At 57.5% G+C, this 5017-nt stretch carries 5 protein-coding genes; 4 read left to right on the top strand and 1 reads right to left on the bottom strand.

What is annotated here, in order from left to right; all coding sequences use genetic code 11:
• Nucleotides 1-59 precede the first annotated feature (59 nt).
• On the top strand, nucleotides 60-1538 hold the full coding sequence (gene gnd, locus ACF8AM_RS07585) for a decarboxylating NADP(+)-dependent phosphogluconate dehydrogenase (protein WP_392555050.1): 1479 nt from the start codon (nucleotides 60-62) through the stop codon (nucleotides 1536-1538).
• A gap of 139 nt (nucleotides 1539-1677) precedes the next feature.
• On the opposite strand, the gene ACF8AM_RS07580 is transcribed toward gnd, so the two are convergent.
• Nucleotides 1678-3072 (bottom strand): hypothetical protein, encoded by a 1395-nt coding sequence (locus ACF8AM_RS07580; protein ID WP_392555049.1) that lies wholly within the window; start codon nucleotides 3070-3072, stop codon nucleotides 1678-1680.
• A 109-nt stretch (nucleotides 3073-3181) separates the two neighbouring features.
• On the opposite strand from ACF8AM_RS07580, the gene ACF8AM_RS07575 reads away from it, so the two are divergent.
• The 3 genes from ACF8AM_RS07575 to ACF8AM_RS07565 all read left to right on the top strand — a co-directional run bounded on the left by ACF8AM_RS07575 (nucleotide 3182) and on the right by ACF8AM_RS07565 (nucleotide 4940).
• A complete protein-coding gene (locus tag ACF8AM_RS07575) occupies nucleotides 3182-3850 on the top strand; it encodes a HEAT repeat domain-containing protein (RefSeq protein ID WP_392555048.1) in 669 nt (222 codons plus the stop codon).
• 60 nt (nucleotides 3851-3910) lie between these two features.
• Nucleotides 3911-4168: a hypothetical protein gene (locus ACF8AM_RS07570; RefSeq protein ID WP_392555047.1), complete on the top strand. Its 258-nt coding sequence runs from the start codon at nucleotides 3911-3913 to the stop codon at nucleotides 4166-4168.
• A 238-nt stretch (nucleotides 4169-4406) separates the two neighbouring features.
• Nucleotides 4407-4940 carry a hypothetical protein gene (locus tag ACF8AM_RS07565; RefSeq protein WP_392555046.1) on the top strand — a complete coding sequence of 178 codons (534 nt, stop codon included), beginning with the start codon at nucleotides 4407-4409 and terminating at the stop codon, nucleotides 4938-4940.
• Nucleotides 4941-5017: the final 77 nt, after the last annotated feature.

Genomic DNA, 5017 nt, shown 5'->3' with positions numbered 1-5017 from the left:
TGGATCGCCGCAAACCAGGCCATCACGCCCCCGTCAAACACACGAACAAAAGTACAGCTATGAGTGGTGATTGTGATTTCGGCCTGATTGGTTTGGCCGTCATGGGCGAGAATCTTGCCTTGAACGTTGAGAGCCGCGGCTACAAAGTCGCCGTTTACAACCGCACCACGTCCAAAGTTGACGCTTTGATCGAAGGACGTGCGAAGGGCAAGAACTTCGTCGGCTGTCACTCGATCGAAGAATTCGTCAAATCGGTCAAACGACCTCGCAAGTTGATGATGCTGGTCAAAGCAGGCCCCGCGGTCGACGCACTGATCGAGCAGCTTCTGCCTCACTGCGAACCCGGCGATATCATCATCGATGGCGGCAACGAGTACTACGTGCACACGGAACGCCGCACGAAACAAGTCGAAGATGCTGGAATGTTGTACGTCGGTTGCGGCGTCAGTGGTGGTGAAGAAGGTGCCCTCAAAGGTCCTTCCCTGATGCCCGGAGGAAGTGCCGCGGCATGGCCTCACATCAAAGAAATGTTCCAATCGATCGCCGCAAAGGTCGGCCCCAACAACGATATCCCTTGCTGCGAATGGCTGGGTGCCGGTGGTGCTGGCAACTACGTCAAAATGGTTCACAACGGCATCGAATACGGCGACATGCAGTTGATCTGCGAAGCCTATCAGTTGCTGAAAGAACTCGGTGGTTTGTCCAACGACGAACTGTACGACGTGTTCGACGATTGGAACCGAGGCGAGCTGCAAAGCTACTTGATCGAAATCACGCGTGATATCTTCAGCGTGAAAGACGACCAAGGCGGCGACGGATTCCTTGTCGATCAAATCATGGACGTCGCCGGTGCGAAGGGCACGGGCAAATGGATGAGCCAATTGGCTCTCGACCTGGGCGTCCCCAGCACGCTTGTCACGACCGCCGTGTTCGCTCGCGGATTGTCCGCCCAAAAGGACGCTCGTACGCGAGCCAGCAAGACCCTCAACGGTCCCGCTGAAACCGCAAACCCAGAAATGCGTGCGATCGCCGAATCGTTGGTCGGCGACCGAGCCGAATTCATCGAAGCCGTTCGCCAAGCCCTCTACGCGTCGAAGATCGTCTCTTACGCTCAAGGCTTTGTTCAATTGCAAGCCGCGTCGGCCGAACACAACTGGGGACTCGATTACGGTGCCGCCGCACTGTTGTGGCGAGGTGGTTGCATCATCCGTGCTCAATTCCTGGATCGCATCAAAGAAGCCTTTGACGCCGATCCCAACTTGGAAAACCTGTTGCTGGCCAAGTACTTCGAAGACGCCGTCGAAAACGCCCAAGCGAAATGGCGAAAGGTTGTCGCCGTGGCTTCGGTCATGGGCATTCCCGTCCCAGCGTTCAGCACCGCACTGTGCTACTACGACGGCTATCGCATGGAACGCTTGCCAGCCAACCTGCTGCAAGCCCAACGCGATTACTTCGGTGCTCACACCTACCAGCGTTTGGACAAAGAAGGTGCTTTCCACAGCGAGTGGATCCAACTTCGCAAAGAACCCAAGGCATAGTTCAAAACGGGCATCTTGTTGCTGCCCGATCGAATGACCCCATTCAGAAAAGGTCGGCTTCACGCCGGCCTTTTTTCGTTCCTGTGCCAGGCATTTCCACCGCTCTTTCGGACCCAGGCTGGCGTGCTCAATCGCGCCGCTACTCCGCTGGCAAACTGACGTGAACGATCGTCTCGCCCCAGTCAACGTGCAAGTTGGCTTGGGTCGCAATCGATTGAGCCAACTGCTCGAGGGTTTGTTTCGTGGCATCGAGGCTGACCAACGCTTGGCTGCGAAGATCGGCATCGTCGTCGACCACCAACTTCTTCGCCGCCGCACCGGCAAACTGCTGCAAGACTTCGCGAGCAGGTTTGTTGAGCAACTTCAGATCATAAGTCGCGTCGCGACCTGCCGCGGCGACCTTGGCCGGCGCCGGTGCTGCCGCCCACTGTGCCGCCAGCGCAGCACGATGCCCGGCCGGGTGCGTGTGGACACGCACCGTCTTCTTGCGAGTCTTTGGATCGCGTCCGGAACGAAACGAAGCCGATGCATCCGCCTGACGAACCGCCCGCCGCAACTCCGTGTCGCTGCTTTCGATCGGATACGTCATCAGAAAACGTTTCTCTCGCCAACTCGTTTCATCCTCCGTGATCACGGACACGGAATCAGGCAGCGAACCCTCTTGCGAATGCAATCGCAGCAACGGCGTTCCGGGCCGCGCCGCCATCTGGAATTCAGACAACACCAACGACGCAGCATGCCACGGATCAACCCGTCGAAAATTCGCGGCCGGCCAGACGTCGTGTGGCAACCAATCGAGGCCATCGCCCGCAACCTCGTCATCACCGAACGCTCGGCCCGCGTCCGCGGAACGCATTTTCGAATCCAAAGCGACTCTCGAGGTCGTTCCGCGAGGCCACTGCACATCAACATTTTGCTTCTTGGCCGAACCGACCAAATGACCGAGCGTCCGATCGATCCATTCGGGTCGCCCAACCAGCAAGACTCCCGGGATCGGAAAAGCTTCCCATCCCAGCGGACGCGTCAGTTGGGTGATTGCCTGAGCCGCGGAACCGCCCGCCAAATTCAACGAGACAATTTCGCCAGGATCGACCTCACCATCTCGCCACCACGTCCAAGGCCGGTTGGGGCTTCCCGAGCTCACTTGAGCAACAATCTGGTCGATCGCTTCGTCCGCCGCTTGGCCGTCGAGCGAGACAGTGATCACGGTCCGCGTGAAGGCCGCGGCCTGAACCGGGGCATCCACTGGCGGCTGACAGAATGCCGTTAAAGGCTGCAAAAAGGAAAACGCCACCCCCAAGAGCGAAGGTTTCGCACTGCGTCCAATGGAATTCCTCACAAATTTCGCTGGCCACAACCACGCAAAAATCGATCGGCCCGAAGCCAAGCATTCGCCTGCATTATCGCAGTGCCATCTGCTTTTCGCGGGCGGAAATCCTGGCGGGAAAAGTGGTTGGGATAGCATCCGACAATCCGTCAGTAGGAAAGTTCTTTTGGTGTGCCGTCTTGCCCGACAGCTTGATCGGTCTAACATCGAGAAGTCAAACCACGGCAGCCAAAATACCTGTGAATCGTCGGCATCGCGCCGTTTGACCCGCCCAATCCTCCCAGACCCTCCCGACCAGCCCAAGGTGGAATCGAACGTGACAGCTCCCATCGTCCACACGACTCGCCTGGTTGCTGCTTATCGGCGATACCTCGGCTCAGCGGACGCCCCACGATTCGCTCACGACGTCGATGAGCACTACACACCCGCGACGTTGACCGCATTGCTATCGCGCGGCGAAGTCGAGCATCGACGAGCGGCGGCATTGGCCCTGGGAATGTTGGGCGACCGCCACTCAGTGGACTTCCTGGGACGCGCCCTCTCGGACCGTGACCGTGGAGTTCGTTTGGTTGCCGATGACTCCTTTCATTCTGTGATCATTCGTGACGCCGCTCCACTGCATCACCAAAAACTCCTTCGAGTCATCCACTTGAACGATGGTGGTGAGTACGCAGCGGCCCTTTCGCCCGCGATGGTGCTGATCGACCAAGCTCCGCTTTACGCCGAGGCACACCACCAACTCGCGATTTGCTGGCACGGATTGGAAGATTTTGAGAAGGCCGAGGCAGCGTACCAATCCTGCTTGTGGCATTGCCGATTCCACTACACGGCTTGGCAAAGCCTGGCCAAAGTCCGCATGTTGCTGGGAAAACCCAACAAGGCACTCGACGCCCTGAACCGTTGCCTCGACATCAATCCCGATGTTGAAACCGCTCGCATGCAACGCCGGGTCATCCGCCGTCGCTTGCGTCAAAGCGACGTTTGATCAAACGATCGCAACTGGCGTCTGCAAACAATGCCCTGACTGAGACACAGGAACGAAGTATTGATCCAAGATGACACTTTGGTTGGCGGTCTAGCGATTCTGATCGCTGCACTCTCGACCGCCATCGCCATCGGCCCCTGGATGGTTCCGTATCAAATTCGATCGATCGCTGCGATTCAAAAACGCTTCGGCTCAGTGGCCGCGAGAGGTGCATGGTTGCTGATCGCGTTTTTATCTGCCATTTCTGGCGCTGCTATTTTGAGCGGGGTCCGGCCAAGCTATGCGTCGCCTCCCACGACGCTCAACCAGAACCAGTGAAGCGTTCCTCTCCCGTAGGATCAGCCAACGGAAACCTTCGCTCAATCGTCTTGCGTTGCACCATCATGCGAAGCCTTCTCGCGTGACGAGATTCGCTTTCAATCGCTCGCCCGATTGGGTCACGGGAGACTGCCCCCTCCCCAGAAGATCACTTGACATGGCGGCGAGGTGCTATTAGTTCTGGATTTCAGGTCTTTCATTTGGCCCCCTTTCGAAGCCTGAACAAGGGGATGATGCAGTGGCAACTGAACACACACCTGAAAAACGATCGGCACTCGATCGCTTTCTAAGCGGTTTGAGTGAATCGATTTTCCAAACCAAGTTGGGCGTCGCGGATGTCCAGTTGATCGGATACGTCAGTGACCTGATGCTGCGATTCGTTCGCATCGATGCGGTCCACAAGATGCGACGTGGCGACGGTCGCCCAGCAACAGAAGTTTTCCAGTTGCTGTGCGAAGCAGAACGCCGAATCGGAATTGCCAAACGAGAAGTGCACCGGCATATCGGTGACGTGACGCTGTTCTGGTCAGGGATGTTCCCTGAATCAGTGCGGGGCAATGGCAAAGATTCGCCAGATCAACTGCTGGACTATTTCCAGCACGGCAAGCGTTCGTACAAGATCGCCTCGACCATCCAAGCAGACGAGTCGCGACCGCCTTGCGACTTGCTAGATCGACTGAGCGACCAGTTCGAACTGTGCGCTTACGGGTTGCGAGAAATTCGCCGAGAGATCGACGATGCAGAACCCGGCGAACAATTGCTGTTGTCCTGAGACGGACTTGGCCGCAGTTCCCGTTTTCTAACCAGGTCTGCCACGACTTGTTTTGAGGGTCGTGGGGGGGGGGGGGG

Origin of the sequence: Rhodopirellula sp. JB055 (genome assembly GCF_043100905.1) — a bacterium.
Taxonomy (GTDB): Bacteria; Planctomycetota; Planctomycetia; order Pirellulales; family Pirellulaceae; genus Rhodopirellula.
The sequence above is the reverse complement of the archived record's forward strand: the minus strand, read 5'-3'. Positions and strand labels throughout refer to the sequence as shown.

Bases quoted from the DNA above. Each gene is read 5' to 3' on its own strand.
- gnd (WP_392555050.1), top strand. From the start codon at position 60: ATGAGTGGTGATTGTGATTTCGGCCTGATTGGTTTGGCCGTCATGGGC.
- ACF8AM_RS07580 (WP_392555049.1), bottom strand. From the start codon at position 3,072: ATGTTAGACCGATCAAGCTGTCGGGCAAGACGGCACACCAAAAGAACT.